This is a genomic window from Streptomyces sp. JLBT605, assembly GCF_058215555.1.
On the sequence record NZ_JBYZMT010000001.1, the window covers coordinates 1 to 22114 of the forward strand.

General features: G+C 70.7%; 22 protein-coding genes. 7 read left to right on the forward strand and 15 right to left on the reverse strand.

What is annotated here, in order from left to right:
* From AC4BDD_RS31355 to AC4BDD_RS31370, 4 genes are all read right to left on the reverse strand, one after another.
* Positions 1-249 (reverse strand): hypothetical protein (locus tag AC4BDD_RS31355; RefSeq protein ID WP_490692017.1); only part of this gene is annotated, 249 nt, incomplete at its 3' end.
* A gap of 424 nt (positions 250-673) precedes the next feature.
* Positions 674-868, reverse strand: coding sequence for a hypothetical protein (locus AC4BDD_RS31360; protein WP_490692018.1), 195 nt, complete (start codon positions 866-868; stop codon positions 674-676).
* A gap of 82 nt (positions 869-950) precedes the next feature.
* Positions 951-2126, reverse strand: a complete 1176-nt coding sequence (locus AC4BDD_RS31365) for a helix-turn-helix domain-containing protein (RefSeq protein ID WP_490692019.1) — start codon at positions 2124-2126, stop codon at positions 951-953.
* Between the two features lie 72 nt (positions 2127-2198).
* Positions 2199-2837: an HAD family hydrolase gene (locus tag AC4BDD_RS31370; protein WP_490692020.1), complete on the reverse strand. Its 639-nt coding sequence runs from the start codon at positions 2835-2837 to the stop codon at positions 2199-2201.
* 80 nt (positions 2838-2917) lie between these two features.
* Here AC4BDD_RS31370 and AC4BDD_RS31375 point away from each other — a divergent pair, with 80 nt between their 5' ends.
* Positions 2918-3232 carry a DUF6087 family protein gene (locus tag AC4BDD_RS31375; RefSeq protein ID WP_490692021.1) on the forward strand — a complete coding sequence of 105 codons (315 nt, stop codon included), beginning with the start codon at positions 2918-2920 and terminating at the stop codon, positions 3230-3232.
* 65 nt (positions 3233-3297) lie between these two features.
* Here the strand turns inward: AC4BDD_RS31375 and AC4BDD_RS31380 are convergent, their stop codons facing one another.
* Entirely contained in the window at positions 3298-3855 is a 558-nt protein-coding gene (locus AC4BDD_RS31380; protein ID WP_490692022.1) for a hypothetical protein, read from the reverse strand.
* Between the two features lie 90 nt (positions 3856-3945).
* Here AC4BDD_RS31380 and AC4BDD_RS31385 point away from each other — a divergent pair, with 90 nt between their 5' ends.
* A complete protein-coding gene (locus AC4BDD_RS31385; RefSeq protein WP_490692023.1) occupies positions 3946-4470 on the forward strand; it encodes a PadR family transcriptional regulator in 525 nt (174 codons plus the stop codon).
* On the opposite strand, the gene AC4BDD_RS31390 is transcribed toward AC4BDD_RS31385, so the two are convergent.
* Entirely contained in the window at positions 4451-6055 is a 1605-nt protein-coding gene (locus AC4BDD_RS31390) for an amino acid adenylation domain-containing protein (protein WP_490692024.1), read from the reverse strand. The two genes, AC4BDD_RS31385 and AC4BDD_RS31390, sit on opposite strands and share 20 nt — an antisense overlap.
* Positions 6056-6556: 501 nt before the next feature.
* Between AC4BDD_RS31390 and AC4BDD_RS31395 the strand changes: the two genes are divergently transcribed.
* From AC4BDD_RS31395 to AC4BDD_RS31405, 3 genes are read left to right on the forward strand one after another with little or no spacing between them, the layout of a single operon-like run.
* Positions 6557-7678 (forward strand): bifunctional DNA primase/polymerase, encoded by a 1122-nt coding sequence (locus AC4BDD_RS31395; RefSeq protein WP_490692025.1) that lies wholly within the window; start codon positions 6557-6559, stop codon positions 7676-7678.
* Positions 7675-9183, forward strand: a complete 1509-nt coding sequence (locus AC4BDD_RS31400) for a DNA primase family protein (RefSeq protein WP_490692026.1) — start codon at positions 7675-7677, stop codon at positions 9181-9183. Before AC4BDD_RS31395 ends, AC4BDD_RS31400 begins: the two co-directional genes overlap by 4 nt.
* The gene (locus tag AC4BDD_RS31405; RefSeq protein ID WP_490692027.1) at positions 9180-9581 is read left to right on the forward strand and encodes a DUF6009 family protein; all 402 of its coding nucleotides are present in this window, start codon (positions 9180-9182) and stop codon (positions 9579-9581) included. Before AC4BDD_RS31400 ends, AC4BDD_RS31405 begins: the two co-directional genes overlap by 4 nt.
* Before the next feature lie 70 nt (positions 9582-9651).
* On the opposite strand, the gene AC4BDD_RS31410 is transcribed toward AC4BDD_RS31405, so the two are convergent.
* Positions 9652-10902, reverse strand: a complete 1251-nt coding sequence (locus AC4BDD_RS31410; protein ID WP_490692028.1) for an acyltransferase family protein — start codon at positions 10900-10902, stop codon at positions 9652-9654.
* A gap of 244 nt (positions 10903-11146) precedes the next feature.
* Between AC4BDD_RS31410 and AC4BDD_RS31415 the strand changes: the two genes are divergently transcribed.
* Positions 11147-12193, forward strand: coding sequence for a DUF6083 domain-containing protein (locus AC4BDD_RS31415; RefSeq protein WP_490692029.1), 1047 nt, complete (start codon positions 11147-11149; stop codon positions 12191-12193).
* A gap of 46 nt (positions 12194-12239) precedes the next feature.
* Here the strand turns inward: AC4BDD_RS31415 and AC4BDD_RS31420 are convergent, their stop codons facing one another.
* The 3 genes from AC4BDD_RS31420 to AC4BDD_RS31430 form a co-directional block, all read right to left on the reverse strand.
* Positions 12240-12914, reverse strand: coding sequence for a response regulator (locus AC4BDD_RS31420; protein ID WP_490692030.1), 675 nt, complete (start codon positions 12912-12914; stop codon positions 12240-12242).
* A gap of 296 nt (positions 12915-13210) precedes the next feature.
* Positions 13211-14089 (reverse strand): sigma-70 family RNA polymerase sigma factor, encoded by an 879-nt coding sequence (locus AC4BDD_RS31425; RefSeq protein ID WP_490692031.1) that lies wholly within the window; start codon positions 14087-14089, stop codon positions 13211-13213.
* Positions 14090-14198: 109 nt separating this feature from the next.
* Positions 14199-14891 (reverse strand): hemerythrin domain-containing protein, encoded by a 693-nt coding sequence (locus tag AC4BDD_RS31430; RefSeq protein ID WP_490692032.1) that lies wholly within the window; start codon positions 14889-14891, stop codon positions 14199-14201.
* A 398-nt stretch (positions 14892-15289) separates the two neighbouring features.
* On the opposite strand from AC4BDD_RS31430, the gene AC4BDD_RS31435 reads away from it, so the two are divergent.
* Entirely contained in the window at positions 15290-16336 is a 1047-nt protein-coding gene (locus AC4BDD_RS31435) for a transcriptional regulator (protein ID WP_490692033.1), read from the forward strand.
* A 161-nt stretch (positions 16337-16497) separates the two neighbouring features.
* Here AC4BDD_RS31435 and AC4BDD_RS31440 read toward each other — a convergent pair whose 3' ends face one another.
* From AC4BDD_RS31440 to AC4BDD_RS31460, 5 genes are all read right to left on the reverse strand, one after another.
* Positions 16498-17205 (reverse strand): response regulator transcription factor, encoded by a 708-nt coding sequence (locus AC4BDD_RS31440; protein ID WP_490692034.1) that lies wholly within the window; start codon positions 17203-17205, stop codon positions 16498-16500.
* A 184-nt stretch (positions 17206-17389) separates the two neighbouring features.
* On the reverse strand, positions 17390-17791 hold the full coding sequence (locus tag AC4BDD_RS31445) for a GNAT family N-acetyltransferase (protein WP_490692035.1): 402 nt from the start codon (positions 17789-17791) through the stop codon (positions 17390-17392).
* Complete coding sequence (purB, locus tag AC4BDD_RS31450) at positions 17775-19061, reverse strand: adenylosuccinate lyase (RefSeq protein WP_490692036.1); 1287 nt, start codon at positions 19059-19061, stop codon at positions 17775-17777. The genes AC4BDD_RS31445 and purB overlap by 17 nt, the downstream gene beginning before the upstream one ends.
* Before the next feature lie 116 nt (positions 19062-19177).
* Entirely contained in the window at positions 19178-20698 is a 1521-nt protein-coding gene (locus AC4BDD_RS31455; protein WP_490692037.1) for a glutamine synthetase family protein, read from the reverse strand.
* Between the two features lie 3 nt (positions 20699-20701).
* On the reverse strand, positions 20702-22087 hold the full coding sequence (locus tag AC4BDD_RS31460) for an amidase (protein ID WP_490692038.1): 1386 nt from the start codon (positions 22085-22087) through the stop codon (positions 20702-20704).
* Between the last annotated feature and the right edge of the window lie 27 nt (positions 22088-22114).

Genomic DNA, 22114 nt, shown 5'->3' on the forward strand with positions numbered 1-22114 from the left:
CGTCGACTGGCTAGTGGCTTCGGTCAACTTGGGCTTGTGAGGGGTCGACGGCTGGGTCCGCGGTTCCCGGCACGCCGGCGCGCAGGCCCACAGCTCCTCGGTCTCCACCCGACCTCCGTAGCTGACGTCGACCGTGCCCAGCAGCCGATCAGCACGAAGCGGGACATTGCACAGCGCACAACAGAAGCCGCTGAGCTGATCCAAGCTGAGAGTCCTCGGATCCGGCAGCGTGATCTCGGTCTCGGTCACGACTCCCACGCCCCCGTAAGTCCCGACATCGCGGCAACCGCCGTCTTCAGCGCCTCGCTGAGGACGCACGGATCCGTCAGATACGGCCGAGCCCCACCAGGAACACGCCAATGCACCCCCGGACCACACACCACACCCGCCGGAGGCACACCGACATAGACCAGCTCACGGTCAGACGACGTCAGGTACTGAACCTGAGGGACCCGGCGCCAAAGTCCACAGGCACGGCCGGTCGGCACCAGCCAATACAGCGACCCGCCATGAACATCGGAAATCACAGCACCACTACGGTGACCAAGCGCGCAGAGTACGGCCTCAGCGACCGGCACCGACACCCGCACCGCATCCCACGACTCACCCGCCCGGACAGCCACCACGTTCGGACCCAGATGCGGCGCCCATCGACCCTTCGCCACAGCGCTATTCATGAGGCATCGCCTCGGTCGCGATGGGAACCGCAGACAACGATGGGCCACACACGATGGCGTCCAGGCAGCGTGATGTGACCCGCCGCATACAGCTTCTTCGCGGCCACTCCGCAGTGGAAGCATGCTTCGCCGTGGAGGCGCGCGATGCTGATGTGCTCGCCGCCCTCGGCGAGCGAGCGCACTTCGGCCATCGGCCCATCTCCCTTCGGTGCTGACAGGGAGATAGTCATCCGACAGAACGGCCACAACTGACCCAGCGAGGGTCAGCCTGGGTCACTCACCCGCGCGGCACCACTCGGCAAAATGCGTCAGCGACTCCGCATCGGCCCGCCGAAGGCGGCGAAGCGTGGCGGCGTCCTCCCGCACCCACCGATGTTCGCGTGTGTGCTGCGGCGCAATCCGTCGTGCCACCTTCAACGACTCGAAAGCGTGCTCGGGACGCCCACACCACAGCTGCGCCCGGGCCAGCTCGATGTAGAAGCCGCTGCGGCGCTCCGCTGGCAGGTCGTCTGGAGGCTTCCAATCGTGAGCCACTTCCAATGCCCGATGAGCATGATCACTGCCGAGGCTGACAGCCACGGCCACCTCGTGGATGCGCACACTGTCCGGGCCGAACGCTGTCCCCGAATACACCGACTCCGGTACCCGGTCACCCAGTCGGCGAGCTTCGTCAAGATGGACGTCGGCCGCTAACGCATCCCCCACCCGGCCTGCGATCACAGCAGCGCGCATATGGAGCGCGCCGCGAGCGGCGACACCCGTACGGCTCGCGCCGGGCGCTCGGTCGATAGCCTGTTCCAGCATCCTGAGCCCGGCCTGGTGGGCGCGTGCCGCGAAGTAGGTCTCGGTCCGGACGTACGAAACGGTGGCGTCGATGACGTCGTCCTCGGCGTGCTGGGCGGCCCACCGCATGAGTTCAACCAGCCTGGCGGACAGGTCGCGAGCCCCGAACTTGTAGGCCACGGCGTCCGCGGTGCGGTATGCGGAGACAAGCAGGTTGGCCACCTCCCGCTGAGCCGGATCCGAGTGGAACGCTCGAGAAAGCTCGGCAAGCAGCGCGGGCAGGTGGCGGCTGATGCGCACATACTGGGCGCCAAGGCGCCACTCCTCCGCCTTCTCGACAGCAGCGCGCAGATCCGACAGAGGGCGGACGGGACCGTCCTCCGGCATGTCGTAGGTAGAGATCACGGCCGAGAGGTCCGGCATGGCGTCGTGCACACGAGCAGCTGCTCGATCCCGAGTGCTTTCGAGCCGCGACGGATCGACGTTGAGCGCGGCAGCCAACGACTCCAGGACTGCGTCACCGGCGCCCCGAGCGCCGCGCTCGATCTTCCGCAGGGTGCCCACGTGCACCCCTGCTGCATCGGCGAGCTGCTGCTGAGTCATGCGCTCTACGCGCCGGTAGTAGGCGATCCGCTTCCCCAGCGCGAGGGCAGCCTCGGTTGGCATGCTCGTACTCCGTTCGGTGTTTCCACTCCGAACGTTAGCGAGCGGCCCCGCAGTTGCGGGCCCGTTCCGCCATCAGGACCGGGTGATTCCCACTAGGTCGTGCAGGGAATCGATATGCCAATCCGCAGCAGCGGACTCAGGCTGATCGGCCCATAGGTACCCCCAGGGACCACGCCGCAGATGCGCAGTACGCAGCCCAGCCGCCGCCGCTGGCCCCACATCGTTGACGGGATGGTCTCCGACGTACACCGTCTCGTCTGGCAGCGTCTCGGCCAAGGCCACCGCACGTGCGAAGAACTCGAGGTCGGGCTTGGCCACGCCCCACTCGCCAGACGTGGCGACGGCGTCCACCGGCAGCTCCAGAGCCCGCAGCAATTCCCCGGCGCGGGCGCTCTGGTTCCCTGCCACGACGACCCGTACGCCAGCCTCACGCAACGCGGTGAGAGCAGGGCGTACGTCCGAGTAGAGATCCGACTCGTCCAGGAACTCACCCTTGCCAGCCGCAGCCATGGCCTCGCGTTCGGCTGCAAGGTCGATGCCTGGCCGAATGAGCCGTACTGCGTCGGCGTTGTCACGCCCTTGAGAGACAACCGCGCCGACCAGCGCGGAGAGCGTATGTCTGGAGACACCGAGCCAGTCAGCCCACACAGCCCATCCACGGTCATCGCGGATGAGAGTCTCTCCGACGTCCAGCACGACTGCGCGAATCATGCGGGCAGCGTAACGGGCCCGGGCGGCAGACCTCGCTGCCGCCCGGCCGACCACCGTCGCCGCCTGAGACCATCGGCACCATGGGTAGACACTCCCGACCCGGACCGCCGAACCAACCGTCCCGCGCGGTTCCGCGTGTCGATGGCGGCGACCGGCTCACGGCATACAACAAACGGCGCCGACCGCCGCTGGACGTCCACCGCCGACACCACCCACTCCACGGCGGTGGCGGGCACCTCCGACCCGACGAGCCGAGGGCGCTGGAGGAGTGGAACGGATTCTCCTACGAGCCAGCGGGCACCGCTGCGAACCTCGTGGAGGCCCAGCGGTGGGTGAACGAAGAGGTGCCCGGCACGGACCGCCGCTCCGGCGAGGACCATCGGAACACCAATTAGCGGTGACGCCCACTCCGCGTTCCCCTGGCTGAGGCCGCGCTCGCCTCGCTGCGGCCGGAGCTTGTTCAGGCGGCCTGGCGAGCCTTGGTCTGGACGCGGGCGGCGTAGCGGATGGTGAACATCATCGGGAGGACGAAACCGGCGACCTGGATGAGCGTGGCGGGGGTCGAGTGGCCGTTTCCGGCGTGCGCCTCGAAGGCGAGGGCGACGGCGGTCAGGGCGAAGGCCAGGGTCCAGGCGGCGGTGATGGTGGTGTTGGCCTGGATGAAGGGCTTGAGTCCCCAGACCTCGCGCGGGGTGGTGCGCTTGGCGATGCCCAGGGTGAAGGGCTTGCCGATGGCGAGCGAGACGCCGGCGATGACCGTCAGCGTGCCCGAGGAGAGGGCCGCGGTGTAGTCGTGGAGGCCCGAGTGGGGGTCTGTGAAGGCGACGACGGTGAGGGCGGCGAAGAAGACGGCCGAGCCCAGTTCGATGATCAGCGCGTCGAGCCCGACACCGGCGCGTATCTGCTGAACGATCACCGCGACCGCGACCACCAGAGCGGCGAGTCCACCCCACTGCCAGCTCCCCGAGGGCAGCACGGCGAAGACGATCCATGGGAGGAACGTGCGCAGGTAGGACATGAGGTGCTCCGTTTCGGTACTTCTCTTCTGACATGTCAAAAGTAGAAGGTGCGGGTGTGACATGTCAATTGTGGAATGTAGGGTGGATCCATGAGCCTTCGACACGCGCTGCTCGGCCTCCTCTCGGAGCGCCCCGCCAGCGGGTACGACCTGCTGAAACTGTTCGAGACGTCGCTGGCCAACGTCTGGCCGGCGACACAGAGTCAGATCTACACCGAGCTGACCAAGCTGGCGAGCTCCGGGCTGATCACGGTGTCGGCCGAGGGGCCGCGGGGCCGCAAGGAGTACGCCCTCACCGACACGGGACTGGCCGAGCTGCGGCACTGGCTCACCGAGACCAAGCCGCAGCGCACCGTCCGCAGCGACGTCCTGCTACGGGTGTTCTTCCTCGGCGTGCTGACCCCCCGCCAGGCCCGGGGCTACCTGACGGAGCTGACCGACCTCTCCGACCAGGTGCACGAGGAGCTGAGCCAGCTGATGGAGTCCGTGGACTGGGACGAGAGCAACCTCTCGGTCTACGGCCGGATCGTCCTGGAGTACGGCCGCCGGTTCAACGCCATGCGCCGCGAATGGGCACAGTGGGCAGCCGAGGAGATCACCCAGACGAGGGGCTGAGCCCCTGGGGGTGGGCCGCGTGGGTGGTCAGCCAGCGGCGGAGGGCGGGGCGGTCCACCTTGCCGTTGGCGTTGAGCGGGATGGTCTCGAGGGTGTGGAGCGACTTGGGCAGCATGTAGGGCGGGAGAGCGTGGGCGCAGGCGTTGGCCACGGCGGTGGGGTCGGTGGCGCCGGAGAGGACGGCGGTGATGGTTGCTTCGTCCGGCCAGGTGAGGCAGACAGCTTCTGCTGCTCCGGACTGGCGTAGGGCCGCTTCGATTTCGCCGAGTTCGATGCGGTAGCCGTCGATCTTGACCTGCTGGTCGTTGCGGCCGATGCAGACCAGCTGGTCGTGGTGGATGCGGACCAGGTCGCCTGTGCGGTAGTAGGTGCTGCCGTCCCGCTCGAAGAAACGTTCGGCGGTGCGTTCGGGTGCCTGCCAGTAGCCGGGGGTGGTTTGGGGGCCGGCCACGCAGAGTTCGCCGGTGTCTCCGTCGGGGACGGGGGTGAGGTCCTCGTCGACGATGAGGGTGCGGAGGCTGGGGTAGGGCCGGCCGATGGGGAGGTTGTCGTGCACGCACTGCTCGGGACTGGTGTGCGGGTCCCAGCGGTAGACAGTGCAGGCGATGGTGAGCTCGGTCGGGCCGTAGAGGTTCTCCACGGTTGATTCGGGCGCGGCGGCCTGCCAGGCCTCGGCGGTGGCTTTGGGCAGGGCTTCGCCGCAGAACAGGCTCCAGCGGAGGGTGGGCATCGACCCGGGGGTGAGGATGCCCTGCTTGAGCAGAGCGGCGGCCACCGATGGGACGGAGAACCAGACGGTGATCCCGTTGCGCTCCAGGTAGGGCGGGAACGGGGAGGGGGCGAGCAGTTCCCGCGGGTCCATGGCGCAGACGCGTGCGCCGTTCTCCCAGGCCATGAAGAGGTCGAAGACGGAGAGGTCGAAGGTCTGGTCGCCGATCTGGGTGAGCCGGTCCTTAGGCGTCAGCCGGTAGCGGTCCTGGTTGGTGTCGAGGAAGGACCGGACGTTGGAGTGGGTGATGGGGACGCCCTTCGGCTCGCCGGTGCTGCCCGAGGTGAAGAGCAGGTAGGCGATGTCGTCGGGACCTGCCTCGGGGAGTCGGTCCAGCGGTGGAGCGGCTGAGAGGTCGGCCGCGTCCAGGACGTGGGCGTCGCCGAGGTCGGGGGCGTCGGCGCGCAGGGTGTCGGGCAGGAGTACGGGGGGCCGCCGCGGGAGGTCCTTGAGGAGTTCGGGTAGTTGGGGCAGTGAGGCGGCGTCGACGATGAGCGCGTCGACGTCGGCCCGCTCCAGCATGGCCCGGGTCCGGCGCAGCGGGAGGTGCCGGTTGAGCGGGACGAAGGCAGCCCCGGCGAAGAGCGCGGCGGCCACTCCGAGGTAGGCGGGCTCGCTGCGCCAGGCCAGGACACCGACCCGCCGGGGGCGGGGTCCGGCTGCCTCGACGATGCGGGCCGCCCACCGGCGGGCGGTGTGCGCGGCCTCCTGGTAGGTGTAGTCGCGCCGACCGATGGTCAGCGCGATGTGGTCGGGGAGGGTGTTGGCATGGTGCAGGAGTCCGACGCCCAGGGGTCGGTTCAGCGCCGTGACCATCGCGGCTCCGTGGAAGTCATGTCTCCACCCTGCCGACGGCGGGCGCTCGGCGCCTGTTGGCGGGCTGCGGTCGGGGGACGTTCCGGTGGCAGCGACTGAGGGACAGCGACTGAGGCTTTGGTCGGTCGCTGCGGCGGGTCTGGCATGGGTGCAGGTCAGGGCGGGTTTGTGAAGGGTGGAGCGACCGAAGCGACTGTCGGTGCGGGTATATGAGGACATTCGTGCGCGCGCGTGTGCGTCATATATAGAGAGCTTCAGTCGCTTCAGTCGCTGTTTGTCGACGGATACGGCTCTGAGCTGGGGATTTGTGATGGGCGGTGAGGAGCGACTGAAAGGGGTCCGGTCGCTGGGTCGGGTCTTGGGTCGCTGGTTCGCCGGTGCTGCGGGCCGGGGCTCGGGAGGGAGCTGGGGTTTGTCCGCGCGGTGCGCGTCACGTGGGCCGGAGGCTTCGCTAGTCTGTGTGCGTTGTTGAGTCGCTTCGGTCGCTGTGAGGGGAACGTCATGCCTTCTGAGCTGCGGATTCCTCGCAGCGACTCAGGGCGGCCGACTCCCTCGGCTTCGGTCGCTGCAGGGTCGCCGTCGTCAGCTCTGGCCCGCTGGTGTGCCGACCGGGGCTGGCCGGTCCATCCGCTGGCGCCTGGCCGTAAGACGCCTGCCGCGAACTGCGAGGGGTGCCGCCAGCCGGGGCGCCACACGTACCGGGACTGCCCGTGTCTGCCCGCGGGTCGCTGGTGCCATGGCTTTCACGCCGCGACGCTGGATCCCGCCCGTATCGACCGTTGGTGGGGCCGGCACCCGGAGTTCGGGGTCGGAGTGGCCTGTGGTCCCGCTGGCCTTGTGGTCATCGATGTCGACGCGCATGCGCAGCCGGTCCCGGAGCGGGACCGGATCCTGCCGGGGATCGCCATTCCGGAGCAGGTGGATCTGACGGGGCTGGCCAACGGTTTCCACACGCTGGCCGGGCTGGCCGCGTTGCGTGGCGCGGTCAGCCCCGCGGAGGACGAGGGCACGCTGCGGGTGCGTACGCCGTCGGGCGGGCTGCACGTCTGGTACCGGGTGCCGGACGGGCGGCGTTGGCAGTGTTCGACCGGGTCGGGCTCCGGCCGGGGCCTGGCGTGGCAGGTCGATGTGCGGGCGCACGGTGGGTACATCGTCGCTCCGGGGACCAGCACCAGCGCGGGTACGTACGCGGCGGTGGGTGCGGTACGGGAGCCTGCTGTGCTGCCGGGGTGGCTGGCCGCGGAGCTGGAGCGGACCGGTCATCTGCCCGCGCCGGCCATTCCCGGGCCCCGGCCGGTGCCTGCCCGTGCCCTGGAGGCCGTCATCGCCGCCGGTGGCGGGCGCGACCGGGCGAACCGGGCGCTGGCTTCGGTGCTGGCCGAGGTGGCCGCCTGCGGCGCGATGGCGGACGGGGCCGGGTTCTCCGAGAAGCTCAACCGGGCCGCGTTCACCGCCGGTGGGCTGGTCGCCGCCGGGCACCTCAGCGGCGAGGCCGCCGAGCGGGCGCTGCGGGAGACCGCCGCCACCGCGCGGCCGGGGCAGGAGCGCCGGTCGGCGGGAATCATCCGCAGCGGGATGGCCGCCGGGTTCCACCGGCCTCTGCATCCGGGAGGCCGCTCGTGACCTCGACCGGGAACGACGGAGTCCTCTTCGACGCGCAGGCCTTCGCCGCGCAGATCCTCGCCCACGCCACCACGCCGCTGCCGGCGCAGGCCAAGGAGCCCGATCCGCCGGCCGCGCACGCCACCGCGGCCGGGTTGATGCCGGACACCCTCACCGATCGCGGCAACGCGAAGCTGTTCGTGAGGCTGTACGCCAACGACTACCGGCATGTGCCGGGCCTTGGCTGGTACCGGTGGGACAGCACGCGCTGGCAGATCGACGAGGAGGACACCGTCCTGTGGGCGGCCGGGGATCTGGCGGAGAACATCGCCGCCAGCGACCCGCGCGGGATCCACTCCGGCCAGGCCCTGCAGAAGCACCGCCGCCGGGCGCTGAGCACCTCGGGTATGAACGCGATGCTCGCGCAGGCGAAGTCGGCTCCGGGGATGGTGCTGAACGCCTCGCTGCTGGACGCGGACCCGTACGCGCTGTGCACGCCTGCCGGGATCGTGGATCTGCGCACCGGCCTGATGCGCGCCCCGGATCCGAACAAGGACTTCCACTCGCGGTCGACCTGCACCGGCCCGCAGCCCATGCCGACCCCGCGCTGGAACCGCTTCCTCGCCGACACCTTCGGGGACGACGCGGAAGGCGCGGAGATGATCGCCTTCCTCCATCTGCTGCTGGGCTACTCGCTGACCGGTGATGTGGGCGGGCAGGTCCTGCCGTTCCTCTTCGGCTCGGGCAAGAACGGCAAGTCCGTCCTGCTGGACGTGCTGATGAAGCTGCTGGGTGACTACGCGGACGCGGCCCCGCCCGGCTTCCTGATGGCGCGGCCGTACGAGGGGCACCCCACCGACCTGGCCGAGCTGCACGGCCGCCGGGTCATCGTCTGCTCCGAGGTGAAGCCGGGTGACAAGTTCGACGAGGCCCGGGTGAAGCTGCTGACCGGCGGCGACCGTATCAAGGCCCGCCGGATGCGCCAGGACTTCTTCAGCTTCGAGCCGACGCACAAGCTCTGGCTGCTGGGCAATCACCGTCCCGAGGTGGGCACCGGCGGCTTCGCCTTCTGGCGCCGTATGCGGCTGATCCCCTTCGAGCGGGTGGTCTCCGACGACCGCAAGATCGACAATCTGGCGGACATCCTGGTCACGGAGGAGGGCCCCGGCATCCTCAACTGGCTCGTGGACGGCGCCCGCCGGTATCTCGGCGGTGAGCGGGATCTGGCCGGGCCCGAGCGCGTCCGCATCGCCACCAGCGCCTACGCCGAGACCGAGGACCACACCGGGCGGTTCTTCGAGGAGTGCTGCTCGCTGCGCGCGGACCACCGCGCCGAGCAGTCCCGCCTCTACGCCGCCTACCGGACCTGGTGCCAGCATGAGGGGGCACCTGCCATCACGTCCCGCGCCTTCGCCGTGCGGGCCCGCGAACTGGTCGGACTGGCATCACCGAAGGAGATGATCCTGTCCAATTCGCGGAAGTACTACCCGGGCATCGGACTGCTCGCCGACGAGGAGACAGCATGAGCTCCCTCATCACCGACGACGAGCTCAAGGACGAGATCGAGCTCGTCTGGCTCGAGGACATCAGCGGGCTCGACTACGTCCGGCAGAGCCTCGACCGGCTGTCCGCCCGTCGTGGCAAGCCCGCCTACCACCGGGACGGCCGGCTGGTCGGCTACGCCGTGCTGGGCGCCAAGGCCAAGCCGTCCCGGTCCTCCGGGACCTTCCGCCGCCGCGTGTTCTGGCTGCTGCCACACGACCGCGACACCGCCCCTGACGGCCTGTACGCCACGGGGGCGCCCGCCGAGGCCGTCGACCCGCGTACGCTCAGCCCGCGCAGCAAGGGCCGTAAGACCGAGCGTTCCGAGGGCGGCCCGCCCTCCTCGGCCATGCAGGAGCTCGGTATAACGCTGCCGCTGTGACCTTCGACCGCCTGGGGAATGGCGTCAGTGAACCGGGGTCACTGAATCCCGGGGTCACTGAATCCCGGGGTCACTGAACCGGGGTCGCCGCCGGCTCGGCCGTGGCGGACGCGTCGGCAGGGGACCGCCGGGCGCGTCGGGAGGTGGACCACCGGCGGGTGATCGGGCGCTCGACGAGGGTGTACATGGCCCAGGCGATGAGCCCGCTGATCGCGAACTCCATGACCATCAGGCCGATGGACTGGGGCGTGGAGTACAGGCCGGTGCCGAGCTTCTTGCGCACGTAGACCAGGACGACGAAGTGGATGAGGTAGAAGGCGAAGGTGAGCTCGCCGAGCCGGACCATGGTGCGGCCGCGGAAGAGGGTGAAGCGGTTCTCCGCGTCGGCGGTCGCGGCGGCGGCGACCAGGAAGGCGATGGGGATGATCGTCGTGGAGCGCTGCTGGTAGAGGAACGGCACGTAGAAGGCGAGCACATAGCTGCCGGCCAGCAGGGCGCCGGACCAGATCAGGCCGATGTTCCACCAGCGGCCGCGCAGCACCGCGTGCGCCAGCAGCATGCCGAGGGCGAAGTCCAGGATGCGCACCGGGGGGAAGGCGTAGGAGAACCAGTACTGGACGATCGACGCCTTGGCGTCGAGTCCGCCGCTGCCCGGCATGGCGGGGGTGTCGCTCAGCACCGCGTAGGTGAAGGCCGGTGTCGCCATGATCACCGCGATGAGCCCGCTGATCCAGTACTTCAGGTGCTCGGGTTTGATGCGGAGGAAGAGCATGTGCAGGAACGGGAACGAGGCGTAGAAGAAGAGCTCGCAGGCGAGTGACCAGCTGGGCTGGTTGACGCTGCCGTAGACGTCGAATTCCGGAATCCACACGTGGACCATCAGGAGATTGGCCACCGCGGTCCGGGTGGGTGTGAACGCGGAGGCGAACAGCAGCATTGCCGCTGCCCAGGCGATCACGTAATTCGGATAGATCTTGACGAAGCGTCGGCGCCAGAAGGCGGTGACGGTGTCCTGGCGGCGTGCGGACCAGGTCAGGATGAATCCGCTGAGGACGAAGAAGAAGGTGAGCGCGAGCTGGCCGCCGTTCTTGGTGACGTCGTAGAAGTCCAGCGCCAGCTCGTCGTCCTTGAGCAGGCGGAGGTTGGGGAAGGGCAGTCCGACGTGGCTGAGGAAGACCAGGATGGCGGCGGGTACCCGGAGTCCGGTGAGTGACGGCAGCCGTGTGAAGCCGGGGCGCAGCCGGCCGTCGGCTGCCGGCACCTGGTTTCCGTGGGCGGGTTCGCCGGGTGCTTCCCCGGTGGCGCTCGTCGAAGATGTCACGTGCGACTCCCCTTTTTTCGGCATGCGGTGCCTGAAACAGCACGGACGGTCCGTTTACCCGAACGGGTCCCATCCCTGCCCTGACCATGCGGAAAAACGCCTCGGTAAGGGTGTTCGGCCGAAAAATGCTCCGCCCTGGCGTTCGAAATTCGTATTCGTACTCGAAAAATCTTGTTAAGCCAACCGGGTGACTTGACTGTGGAATGCAGTGTGCTGGAGCCAGGGAACTCATACATAGCTATTTATGGGTGCAGCGAGCGGCAGATTCGGTGGGGACGGCGGCCGGTCGTCCTATGCGCCGCGCACCATGCGGCTGTGGGGGTCGAGCGCCTCGGGGATGCTGCGGTCGCAGGCCCAGGACCGGTGTCTGTACTGCGGGCACCGCATGGAGTACTTCGACCGGTACGACGGGGGCCGCATCCCGATGCTCCCCGCGCGGGTGCCGTCGGCGCGGATTCCGCAGCGGTTCCGGTGGACCGTCAGCAACGGCGTGGCGTACCACGGTGACGCCCGGATGGCCGAGTGCTGGCTGCCGCATCCGGCCGTGTGCCCGGCGGTTCCGCACGACGACGGGGACCGCGAGCTGGAGAGCCTGCGCAGGGTGATGGCGGTGCGGACCCGGAAGTGGACCGAGGAAGGGACCTTCGTGCCCGCCGCGGTGCCGGCCCGGGACGAGGGGGACGTCGAGGAGCAGCGGACCGTCGACAGTGACGGGGTGCGGCATGTGGTGCGGCTCGCCACCGGGCTCTGGCTCGCGCCGGGCACGGTCGACTCGGTGCGGTGTGTGGCCCGGTGCGGCGCGGCGGAGGGCCGGTGTCCGAACGCGGTGCTGGACGCGGCCCACGAGGACGGTGGCTGGGCGCAGGTGGAGATCCCGGCCGGCGGCGGGCGGGCGGGGCAGCGGGTGCTGTGGGCCGGACAGCTGATGTGGGTGTGGGAGCTGGCCCTGCTGCCGTACCAGAGTCTGCGGCGGTGGATCAGGCAGCGGTGCCCTGCCCACTGGCCGGTATCGACGCCGGACGCGGTGGCCACCGAGTGGCAGGGCTTCGACCCGGTCCGGCATGGCGAGTTCGTCGCCTACGAGCGGCCGGAGGACCTGCTGCCGGAGCGGCCGGGGGACCACCCGCTGCTGGTCGAGGCGGTGCTCGGGCCGCGGCGGACCGGGTGCGCCGCGAAGGGGTGCCGGAACGGGAGCACGGCGCCGGTCGGCGAGGGCTGGCTGTGCTACCAGTGCGCGGCCAGGCACCGGCTCCGCCGGGACCGGCACCACAGGTGGCGGTCGCGGGGGTGAGCCGGGGTGAGCCAGGGGTGAGCCGGGGTCGGGGCGGCCAGTGCGGTCAGTGTGGGAGTGCTGAGCGGCGGGTGACCAGGCCGCTCTCGTAGGCGATGGCGACGAGTTCGGTGCGGTTGCGGGCGCCGAGCTTGGCCATGGTGCGGCTGGCGTGGGTCTTGGCGGTGGTGCAGGAGACGACGAGCTTGCTGGCGATCTCCTGGTTGGACAGGCCGGTGCCGATGAGGGTCAGCACCTCGCGCTCGCGCCGGGTGAGGCCGTCGAGCCCGGGGGCCGGCGGGCGGATGCAGGGGCGGACCAGGCAGGCGTCGATCACCCGCCGCACGATGCGCGACGAGAGCAGGGCCTGGCCGTCGGCCGCCGCCCGTACCGCGCGCAGCAGTTCGCCGGGGTCGGCGTCCTTGAGGACGAAGCCGCGGGCGCCGGCGCTCAGCGCCCCGAAGACATGGGAGTCCGCGGCCCGCTCGGCGAGCGCGACGACGCGCACCGCGGCGAGGCCGGGGTCGGAGGTGATGCGCCGGGTGGCCTCGATGCCGCTCATGCCGGGCAGTTGCACGTCGAGCAGGACGATGTCCGGGCGGAGACGGGAGGTGAGGCGGACGGCGGCGGCGCCGTCGTCGCACTCGGCGATGGTTTCGATGTCCGGTTCTGCGTCGAGCAGGGTCGCGTAGGCGGTGCGCTGGTCCGGGTCGTGGTCGGCGAGCAGGACGGTGATGGTCATGGCGGGGGCACTCCCTGGTGAGCGGCTTCACGGAGGGGAGTTCTGCGGCCCCGGTCTGGGCCGGGGCCGGCGCGTGCCCGTGGCGCTCCGGGCGCCCGGGCCCGCACCGAAGGGACCTGTCGGGGGACGGTGCGGTCTGGGTGGTGCGGATGCTGCCTTGCCTGATGCGGGTGGATCCCGGTGCGGGTTGCGCGGTGCTTTGCGGTGTCGGCTTGTCGTGCGGTGCGGGTCGGGCGGGGTGCTGCGGTGGCCGGCCGGCTGGGGTGGTGGCCGCCCCGGGCCGGCCGGCGCGGCCGTCAGTCGGCGAGGACGGCGATCTCGAGCCGGCTCAGGCGCTCCGTGTCGGTGATCGCCTCGATCTCGACGATCTTTCCGCGCAGGATCTCGAAGGTCATGACGCGGAAGCGCTCCCCGCCGTGGGCCGCGACGACTCCCGGTGTGCCGTTGATGAGCGCCGGCTGTGCGGCCTGGGCGAACTTCGCGTAGGTGAGGGCGCCCTTGGCCACCGCCGCGGCACCGCGGACCAGCGAGATCCCGCGGCCGGTCGGGTCGTCGGACCTGGCGACCACGTCCGGGTCGAGGACGGCGACGAGGGCGTCGAAGTCGCCGCCGCGCGCGGCGGCCAGGAACGCCTCGACGACCTCGCGCCGGCGGGCCGCGTCGGGGTTGGCGACCGGCTGGCCGCCCTGGACCCGGCGGCGGGCGCGGCTGGCGAGCTGCCGGGCCGCGGCCGGGGTGCGCTCCACGATGGGGGCGATCTCGTCGAACGGCACCGCGAACATGTCGTGCAGGACGAAGGCGAGCCGCTCCGCGGGGTCGAGCGTCTCCAGGACGACGAGGAGCGCGAGGCCGACGGAGTCGGCCAGCAGCGCCTGGTGCTCGGGGTCGCTGCCGTCCTGGCTGCTGACCATCGGCTCCGACGGGGAGGTGTCCAGCGGCTCCTCGCGGCGGGACCTGCGGGAGCGCAGCATGTCCAGGCACACCCGGCCGACGATGGTGGTCAGCCAGCCGGCGAGGTTCTCGATGTCGCTGGTGTCGGAGCGGCTCATCCGCAGCCAGGATTCCTGGACCGCGTCCTCCGCCTCGGTCAGCGAGCCGAGCATTCGGTATGCCACCGCTCGCAGGTGGCCGCGGTTCTCCTCGAACCGCTCGGCCAGCCAGTCGCGCTCGTCCATCGGTCACATCCTTTGCTCGCGTTCTGTCACTTCCCTGACGGACGGGCCCCGGCCGATGTGACAAGCAGCGGCCGGGACCTGAGGGGTTTCGCTCTGAGTGACGGTGATCTCACGCGGGGATGAGACGGAGGGCTTCCTTGGTCTCCTGGTACTGCTGGAGGAACTGCGGCCCCATCTGGCGGAAGGCCGGGGGGAAGTTCTCGGCCAGCAGGGCGCAGCCCCGGCCCGGCTCGGGGTCCTCCAGCAGGCCGAGCAGCAGATGGGTGCCGTAGCGGGGGCCGCCGGCGAGGATGGCGGTGCGCAGCCGGTCTATCTCGGTGCCGGGGACGCTGGGGAAGAGGTCCTGGACGACCGGTTCCTCGCCGTCGAGGTGGCTGGTGAGCGTGGAGCGCATCTGCCGGGCGGCGGCGGCGCCGTCCCGGGCGGTGGGGCGGAGGGTGGGGGCTGCCGGATCGCCGGTCTCGGCGATGACGGCGAGCTGGTCGACCACCCGGGTCAGGGCGTTCAGCTCCTGGTCGAGGGCTTCGTGTTCCTTTGCGAGGGTGTCGAAGTCGGCTGCCACTTCGGGGTGGAAGCCGAGCAGTACGGGCCAGAAGAGGGCGTCTTCGCTCTCGTGGTGCCAGTGGGTGAAGTCGATGAGCCAGCGGGCGCTTTCGACGAGGGTTTTCACGTCGGTCCGGTCACCTTCGGCGAGGCGGTCGAATGCGTTCACGACCAGTTCCGTGCCGCGGCGCAGCACCGTGTGCACCGCGAGAAACTCCTCGTACATGCGGGCGCCGGGGCTCTGCGGTGTTTCGGTCATGGGTTTCTCCCGGTGTGACGTGGTGCATCATGCGGTGTGGGGTAGGGCATGCTCAATGGCCCGGATGGCCGCCCGCCGGACCGTGATCGGCAGCATGTGACGCTACCTGCGGCGCACCGGAGGATCACTCGAACGCCGCTGTGCCGCCGCTCGCCGGGGCCACGTCGCAGCAGGTGAGGGGGCATATCAGGTGCTCGTCAGCGAGGCGTCAGCCGGTGCTGACAGGCTCTTGGCGGTTTTGTTGGCCCCGTTCTTGTGTGCGGCCGTGAAGGCTTAATCCAGTACGTCATTCAGTGCGGAGCGCATTCGCCGGCGAGGTGTTTTCGCAACGGTTTGTCGTCCCGCTTGTCGTGAGGGATGTCGTCGCAATCCGATCGTGTGAACGAGGAGTCATGGTGATGGCCAATCAGGTGGGGCGAGTGCACGAAGGCAGCACTTCGGACTCCTTGCTCGCACTGCGCGACAAGGCGCTTCTCGATGCCCCTGTCGAGTTGGTTCCGCTGAGTGATCTGCTGGTCTCCTATACCCCTCGGGTGGCCGGTGAGGACCGGGAATACGCGCTGGCGCTCGCCGAGTTGGAGGGTGATCTGCCGCCGATCCTGGTGCACCGGGGGACGATGGCGGTGGTCGACGGCGTCCACCGGCTGCGCGCCGCCCGGCTGCGCGGCGAGGAGCACATCGCGGTGCGGTTCTTCGACGGCGAGGAGGAGGACGCGGCCCTGCTGTCGGTGGCGATGAACGTCGCCCACGGGCGTCCGCTGTCGCTGGAGGACCGCACGGCCGCCGCGGAGCGCATCTTCGCGACCCGGCCGCACTGGTCGGACCGGGCGGTGGCCGCCATCGCCGGGCTGTCGGCGAAGAAGGTGTCGGAGATCCGGCTGCGGGCGACCGTGGGGATGCTCCAGTGCGATCGCCGGGTGGGTCTGGACGGCCGGGCGCGGCCGCTGAACTCGGCGCACGGCCGGGAGCTGGCGAGCCGGCTGCTGAAGGACGATCCCAAGGCGTCGCTGCGGGCCATCGCCAAGAAGGCGGGCATCTCGCCGGCCACGGTGGCGGATGTGCGCGACCGGGTGCTGCGGGGCGATGACCCGGTTCCGCCCCGGCAGCGGGGGCTGAGCGCGGCGGAGCGGGGCAGGCAGCGGGCGGCGGTCGAGCGGGACGCGGAGGCCCGGGTCCAGGAGCCCAAGTCGCCCGACGAGCTGCTGATGATCTTCGACTCGCTGCGCCGGGACCCGTCGCTGCGGCTGAACGAGATGGGGCGCAACGTGCTGCGGATGCTGGACGCCTGTGCGCTGGTGGCCCGGGACCGGGAGCGGATCGTGGCGAACATGCCGCCGCACTGCAAGGGGCAGATGTCGGAGCTGATGCACGGGTACGCCGAGCTGTGGCGGCTGTTCGGTGATGAGCTGCGGGAGCGTGACGCGCTGCTGGGCCGGGCCTGGTGAGATCGCGCTTGATGAGACGGATGAGGCCGCCTTGGCCGGCGAGGCCGTGCCCGCTGAGGCCGTCCGAGGTGACGGCGCGCGGGGTGAGGGCGCGCGGAAGGTGCGGGTGACCGGCCCGGGGCAGCGGTGGCTGTCCCGGGCCGGTCCGCTCCCCCGGCCGGTCATGGGCTCCCGAGCTTGAAGCCGACGCCGCGGACGGTGATGACCCAGCCGCTGTCGCCCAGCTTCCCGCGCAGACTGCTGACGTGGGTGTCGACGGTGCGGCGGGACCAGGAGTCCCCCCACACCTGCTGCAGCAGCCGCTTGCGCGGTATCACCGTGTCCGGGTGGGAGGCGAGCAGGCACAGCAGGTCGAACTCCTTGCGGGTCAGCACGACCCCGCGCCCGTCCAGCGTGACCTCGCGGGAGTTCACGTCGATCCGCAGCCGCCCGTGCTGGATCTCCCGGGCCGCGGACGGCTGCCAGCGGGCCCGCCGCATGATCGCCTCGATACGGGCCATCAGCTCGCGGAACCCGTAGGGCTTGACCACGTAGTCGTCCGCGCCGGCCTGGAGGCCGAGGACGCAGTCGAGCTCGGAGCCCCGGGCGGTGACGATGATCACCGGGACCCGGCTCTCCGCACGGATCGCCCGGCACACCTCCAGGCCGTCCAGATCGGGCAGTTCCAGGTCGAGCAGGACCAGGTCGACGTCCTCGTACGCCTGCAGGGCCGCGCTGCCCCGCTTCACCCCGATGGCCTCGTGGCCGTGCCGGCGCAGCCGGCAGGCCAGCGACTCCGCGCCGTCGACGTCGCTGTCGACCACGAGGATCCGCTGGCCCCCGGCGAGTCCGGGCGCCCGCCGCGGCGCCAGGGACAGCCCCGCGGCCATGCTCTCCTCAAGTAGCCGCGGACCCGTGAAGTTGCTGTGGGCGGGTATGTGAGGATCCAGCAGTGCCTCTGGCGAAAACTGATTCATGCCTCCCCCGTACGGTGTGTGGTCCTGCTCGTCTGCCGGGTGTGGTCGAGGTTGACATCGGGCGGCGGGAAGGGCCGTTCGTCCGCTCCTTCGCTCCTTACGGGTTGAGGACCCAGGCGGAGTTGTGCTGGGTGAAGCCGATGTGCGGGTAGTACGCGGTGGCGGCGGGCGCGGACAGCAGCACGATCTTCACCCCGGGGGCCTCGGCCTGCGTCGCCTCGATCAGCGCGCGGCCGATGCCGCCGCGCTGGTGCTCGCCGGCGACCGCGATGTCCGACAGGTAGGTGACGTAGGAGAAGTCGGAGACGCTGCGCGCGATGCCCACGAGCTTGCCCTCGATGCGGCAGGTGACCACGAGGTTGGCGTTGCGCACCATGGCGCGGAACCGCTCGGTGTCCTCGATGGGGCGGCGCTCGCCCAGCCCCGAGGTCCGGTAGACCTCCAGGACCTCGTCCAGGTCGAGGTCGGCACCCTGCACGCGCTCAATCTTCCAGCTCACGAAGGTTCTCCAATCGGCTGCGAATCGCATCATGGTTGACCAGGAAACGCTCCGGCCGGAGCGGGCCCAGGTCGACGCCCTCCTTGGCCAGGGCGGCACCGAAATTCTCACCGGTCGCTATGGTCCGGTTAGCGGCAGCCTGGACCGAGCGGTACGCCTTCTCCCGCTCCATGCCGTCGCTGAGCAGGTCGGCGAGGACGGAGGAGCTGTAGATCAGGCCGTCGGTCTGCTCGATATTGGCCCGCATGCGGTCGGGGAAGACCGCGAGCGACTCCACCAGATCGGCCGCCATGGTCGCCTGGAAGTGGGCGACGGAGAGGCTGTCGGGGAGGATCACGCGCTCCACGGACTGGTGGGCCAGGTCCCGCTCGTGCCACAGCGCCACGTCCTCCAGCGCGGTGGTGGCGTAGCCGCGCAGCAGCCGGGCCAGTCCGCACAGCCGCTCGCTGGTCGTCGGGTTGCGCTTGTGCGGCATGGCGCTGGAGCCCTGGTAGGCGCTGCTGCGCCGCTCCTCCACCTCGCGTACCTCGGTGCGCTGCAGCAGCCGCAGCTCCAGGGCGATCTGCTCGACGCCGGCGCCGAGCGTCGCCAGGGCCTGGACGAGTTGGGCGTGGCGGTCGCGGGAGACGACCTGGCTGGGGGAGGGTTCGACGCCCAGACCCAGTTCGGCGCAGACATGGGTCTCGACGTAGGGGTCGATGAGCGCGTAGGTGCCGACCGAGCCGGAGATGGTGCCCACCGCGACGGCCTCGCGTGCCGCGGCGAGCCGCTTGATGGAGCGGTCGACGGCGAAGGCGTAGCCGGCGAGCTTGTGGCCGAAGGTGGTGGGTTCGGCGTGCACGCCGTGGGTGCGGCCCACGCAGACGGTGTCCCAGTGCTCGACGGCCCGGTCCACCAGGACGCCGCGCAGCCGCTTGGCGGCCGCGGTCACCAGGTCGGTGGCGCGGGCCAGGTTGTAGCCCAGCGAGGTGTCGACCAGGTCGTAGCTGGTCATGCCGAGGTGGACCCAGCGGGCGGACTCGTCCGGGATGTCCTCGCAGTACGCGGCGAGGAAGGAGAGCACCTCGTGGTCGCGTTCCTTCTCGATCTCGGCGACCCGGGTGGCGAGCGGCACCTTGGCGCGCCGCATGTCCGCGACCGCGTCTTCCGGCACGCGCCCGAGGCGCACCTGTGCTTCGGAGGCGAGGATCTCGACCCGGACCCAGGTGGCGTAGCGGGCCTGGTCCGACCAGATGTCCGCCATCTCGGGCAGCGTGTAGCGAGGAATCATGTCGGCCTGTACCCCTAAGTGGTCGTGTGGTCCCGTCGGTGTTCAGGTGGTCCCGGCGTTTTCAGTGGCGCCGGCGGTTCCGGTGGTCCCCGTGGTCCCGGTGGTCCCGTCGGTGTTCAGAAGGTCTCGAAGTACTCGCGCTGCTCCCACTCGGTGACCTCGCCTTCGGCGGGCTGCTCGGCCTCGCACCACGCCTGGAAGCGGGCCAGCTCGCTCTCCTTGAGCTTGGTCAGGCAGGTGGCGAGCGGCCGGCCGAGCAGCTCGGGGGCCCGGCCGCCGCGGAAGGCGTCGAGCGCTTCGCCGAGGCTCTGCGGCAGGGTCTCGGGCGGGGCCTGGTCCGGACGGACGTCGCCGGTGGCGGCCGGGGCCGGCTCGGGGGCGCCGCTGAGCCCGTCGAGGCCGGCGAACAGCTGCGCGGCGATGTTGAGGTAGGGGTTGGCGCAGGGCTCGCCGGTGCGGTTCTCGATGTGCGCGGAGGAGCCGCCGCCGACGATCCGGAGCATCGCGGTGCGGTCCTCGAAGCTCCAGCCGATGCGGGTGGGCGACAGGGAGTGTTCCGAGCCCAGGCGCCGGTAGCCGTTGACGGTGGGTACGGACAGCAGGCAGAAGTCGCGGGCCCGGGCGAGCAGTCCGTCGGCGTACGCCTTGGCCTCGGGCGACATGCCCGCTGACATGCCTTCGCCGGAGAAGAGGTTGCGGCCGGTCTTGTCGTCCTTGACGGACTGGTTGAGGTGCCAGCCGCTGGGGTCGAAGCTGTCGACGCGGGGCAGCGACATGAACGAGGCGTGGTAGCCACGCCGGGCGCACGCCTGCTTGGTGACGGTGCGGAAGAGCAGCATCGCGTCGGCGGTGTCCAGGGCGCCCATGGGGCTGAAGGTGGTCTCGATCTGCCCGGGCCCCGACTCGTGCTCCATGGACCGCACCGGCAGGCCGAGCTGGATCAGCTGCATGGCCAGCGGGCCCGCGATGTGCGCGACCGAGTCGAAGAGGGTGTCCAGGTTGAACTGGTAGCCGGCGTTCATCGCCGCCACGCGCGGCGCGGCGCCCTGCCGGCCGAAGCCGTTGCCGGCGTTTCCGGCGGGGCCCTCCAGGCGGCGGGTGAGGTACCACTCGACTTCGAGGCCGAGGACGGGGGTGAGGCCCTTGGCCGCGTACCGGGCGGTGACCTGGCGCAGCACGTTTCGGGTGGACAGCGGGTGCGGGGTGCCGTCGCGCAGGTACTCGTCCCCCAGGATCCACGCGGTGCGCGGCTCGGTGCCGGGCAGCAGCTGGAAGGTCAGCGGGTCGGGGACGAGCACGAAGTTGCCGGCGCCGGCGATCTCGTCGACGCCGACGCCGGGGTCGTCGGTGAAGTCGACGGCGACCGCGTGCCCGGTGTCGAAAATGAACGGCCCGGGGCTGAAGTTCATGCCGTTGCGCAGCACCGTGCGGAAGGCGTCCACGGTCAGCGTCTTGGAGCGGGCCAGCCCGTGCGGGTCGCAGAAGGCCAGGCGGACCAGGTCGACCTCGCCGAGGGCGGCTTCGATCCGCTCGGCCGCGGCGGTCTGCTCCTCGGTCCACAGGCCGAGTTCGGTGACGAACGAGGGACGCCCGACGCTGCCTTCGGCGTACAGGGGGGACCACGACCGGGAGTACATGGGTCAGAGCTTCCTTTCGGTGACTGGGCCCGGTGCTGACGGCAGTGGGCCGCGCTCGAGCTCGGTGCGGCGAGCGGTGGCGAGGACCAGGTCGTCGGCTCCGAAGGGACCCACCAGCTGGAGTCCCACCGGGAGCCCGGAGCGGGTGAGTCCGGCCGGCAGGGAGAGCGCGGGCTGGCCGGTCAGGTTGAAGGGGTAGGAGGCCGGTGCCCAGGCCAGCCACTGCAGGTCGCGGGGGTCGGCCGCCCAGTCGGGACCGATCGCGTGGGCGTCGAAGGGCTCGATGGGGACGGTGGCCATGGCCAGGAGGTCGAAGCGGCCCATCACCGAGCGCAGTGTGGTCCGCAGTCCCTGCCGCACCTCCTCGGCGCGCATGACGGTGGCGCCGCTGAGGGTGCGCCCGTACCGGACGATCTCCAGGCGGCCGGGGTCGCACCACTCCTCGTCCTCCGGCGAGGTGCCGGCCGCTTCGGTGGCGGCGAGGATGTCGACCAGGGCCGGGTACAGGTCGCGGCAGGGCACCTCGACGCGCTCGATGCGGTGGCCCTGTCCGGTCAGGTGGGGCCACATCTCCTCGGTGACGCGGCGCACCTCGGGCGAGGTGCCCTCGTACTCGATCCAGCCGATCCGCAGCGACCTCGGCTCGCGGGGGGCGTCCAGCGAGCCCAGTCCGGAGTCGGGGTCGTTGGGGTGCGGGCCGGCGATCACGGCGGCGAGTTCGGCGGCGTCGGCGACGTTGCGGGCGATGGGGCCCTGGTGGGCCAGCCGGTCGGCGCCGGTGGGGAAGTAGGGCACCCGGCCGTAGGACGGCTTGTAGCCGACGACGCCGCAGAAGGCGGCCGGGATGCGGATGGAGCCGGAGCCGTCGGTGCCCAGCGACCCGGAGCACAGGCCGGCGGCCACCGCGGCGGCGGCTCCTCCGCTGGAGCCGCCGGCCGACAGGGACCGGTTCCAGGGGTTGCGCGTGGGGGGTGCGACCCGGCTGACGGTGCTGGCGCTCCACCCGTATTCGGAGGTGGTCGTCTTGCCGACGATGACGGCGCCGGCCTCGCGCAGCCGGGCCACGGCGGGGGCGTCGACCTGGGGGCGGTCGTTGGTGAGCAGGGAGCCGCGGGTGGTGGGCAGGTCGCGGGTCTGCAGGAGGTCCTTGACCGAGACGGTGACGCCCAGCAGGGGCTGGTCGTCCCAGGCCGCCGGGCCGAGCCGGCGGATGCGGGCGTCGGCCGCCTCGGCGGCCTTCAGGGCCGTCTCGCCCGCGACGGTGACGAACGCCCCCAGCTCGGTGTCGGTCTTGGCGATGGCGGTCAGGACCGACTGGAGGTGTTCGACGGCGGAGATCTCCCCCCGTCCGAGGAGCTCCTTCGTCTCGTGGATGCCGGCAGCGGTCAACGGGCTCTCCTCGCGGGCATGGCGGGC